General features: G+C 60.7%; 1 protein-coding gene. It reads left to right on the top strand.

What is annotated here, in order from left to right; all coding sequences use genetic code 11:
- Nucleotides 1-12: 12 nt before the first annotated feature.
- On the top strand, nt 13-2,535 hold a 2,523-nt coding region (locus CH274_RS20610; RefSeq protein ID WP_254924357.1), incomplete at its 3' end, for a non-ribosomal peptide synthetase.

Below are 2,535 nucleotides of genomic sequence, written 5' to 3'. Positions count from 1 at the left end.
TCGCTCTCTGCGATGCGTGTCGTAGCCGCCGTGCAGGAAACCTTCGACTGTGAAATCAGCGTCCGTGCACTCATGGAAGCCCCCACCGTAGCGGGCCTGGCTCGTGTGGTGGGTGGAGGACAGTCGGGCACCAGGCAAATCTGGGAGCCATATGCGCGTCCGGCCCAGTTGCCGCTGTCGTTCGCCCAGCGTCGGTTGTGGTTCATCCATCAGCTAGAGGGACCATCGGCGACATACAACATCCCTCTGGTACTACGCCTAATCGGTCTACTCGACGTCGACGCGCTGACCCTGGCGGTTGCCGATGTCGTAGCCCGGCACGAGAGTGTTCGCACAGTGTTTCCCGCTACGGCTGGCGTGCCCGAGCAGTGCATTCTCGATGCCTCTGAAGGGCTTGTCGCCTGCAAAGTCATCGACGCCACCAACTGGACCGATCAACAGTTGGATGAGGCGGTCGGTATTGTCACCCGCCACGCCTTCGACTTAGAAACCGAGATTCCCTTTCGTGCAAGGCTTTTCGCAGTCTCGACCACGGAACACCATCTGGCCCTGGCAATGCACCACATCGCCGCCGACGGATCATCTCTCTCGCCGCTGGTTCGCGACCTGACTACCGCATATCAGGCCCGCACCACCCGGACGGAGCCAGGCTGGGAGCCGTTGCCCGTTCAGTACGCCGACTTCACAATCTGGCAGCACAAGCTCCTCGGCGAGGCCGACGATCCTAATACCCGATCTGGTCGACAAACAGTTTTCTGGGAGCGGAACCTCGCTGGATACGCGGGACTGCTGGAGCTTCCCACGGACCGGCCTTACCCCGCCGTCGCCAACCATCAGGGCGGCCAAGTCGTCGTCGAATGGCCCGCCGAACTGCAGGAACTCGTGCGGGTTGTGGCGCGGGAACGCAATGCGACGACGTTCATGGTGATGTCGGCGGCGCTTTCGGTGCTGTTGGCGCGTTTGAGCGGGAGCGCGGATGTGGCGTTCGGGGTGCCGACGGCGGGGCGGGGGCGAACCGAGTTTGACGGCATGGTCGGGTTTTTCGTCAACACGCTGGTGTTGCGTACGCGGGTTTCAGCCGAGATGAACTTCGGTGATTTGTTGGAGGAGGTACGGGAGCGGAGCCTGGACGCGTTCGCGAACCAAGATGTGCCGTTCGATGCGCTTGTCGAGCGCCTCAATCCGGTCCGTACGCAGGCTCACCATCCGTTGATCCAAATCCTGTTCGCCTGGCAAAACGTCACCCTGCCCGATCTGTCTCTGCCAGGTCTCGACATTTCCCCGCAGCGCACGGACACCTTGACCGCTCGAATGGACTTGACTTTCAGCCTGCGTGAGCGGTTCGACAACTCCGGCCGTCCCATAGGCATTGGGGGTCTGGTCGAGTACCGCACCGACGTCTATGACGCCGAAACTGTAAAACAACTTGTTACCCGCTGGCAGCGGGTGCTCACGACGATGCTCGCCGGCACGGACCGCTCGGTGGCGTCAATCGACTTGCTTGACGAGAGAGAACTGACGCAGCTGGACGCCCTCGGAGCGCGGTCAGTGCTAAATGAATCGATCGTGGACCCCGCGATTCCGGAGTTGTTCGCCGAGCAGGTGAGGGTGCGGCCGGACGTCATAGCGGTGGTGTTCGAGGGTCGGTCGTGGACGTATCAGGAGTTGGACGACACATCGACGCAGTTGGCTCATTTGTTGGCTGGGCGTGGGGTGGGAGTAGAGGACGTTGTTGCACTGTTGCTGCCACGTTCGGAACACACTGTGATAGCCATACTTTCGGTGCTGAAGCTGGGTTCTGCTTACTTGCCGATCGACATCAACACCCCTGACGAGCGCCTGGCATTCGTTCTACAAGACGCTGCGCCGGCCGCGATTTTGACCACGGTGAGCCTCGCTGGTCGCGTCAGTAAGTCCGGGGTCCCACTGATAGATGTCGAGGATCCCAAGGTCGCTGAACAGCCGACGACGACGTTGCCGGTGCCGAATGCTGACCTCCTCGCGTACATCATCTACACCTCAGGAACGACAGGCACACCCAAAGGCGTCGGCATCACACAAACGAACGTCACCCAGACCTACGCAGCTTCGGAACATGCTTTCAAACATTCCCCAGATCAGGTGTGGTCGATGTTCCATTCGTACTCGTTCGATGTGTCGGTGTGGGAGATGTGGGGCGCTCTGCTGCACGGCGGCCGCTTGGTGATCATCCCTGAGCATGCCGCCCGCTCCGCAACGGACTTTCACCGAATCCTGGTAGACGAGCAGGTCACCACCGTCAACCAGACCCCGTCCGCACTCGAGATGCTCTCGCCCGAGGGAATAGATCAAGTAAGGACCATTTTTGTGGGGGGTGAGGCATGCTCGCCCGAACTTGTCGATCGGTGGGCTTCAGGCCGAGAAATGATCAATGGCTACGGGGAGACAGAGACGTTCTACGCCTCTATGAGTGCGCCCATGAAGCCTGGTCATGGAGCTCCTATCGGTACGCCGGTGCCGGGTGATGCGTTGTTTGTGTTGGATTCCGGTTTGCGG

The sequence above is a fragment of the Rhodococcus sp. 06-418-5 genome, from assembly GCF_002258285.1.
In the GTDB taxonomy this organism is placed as follows: Bacteria; Actinomycetota; Actinomycetes; order Mycobacteriales; family Mycobacteriaceae; genus Rhodococcoides.
The sequence above is the reverse complement of the archived record's forward strand: the minus strand, read 5'-3'. Positions and strand labels throughout refer to the sequence as shown.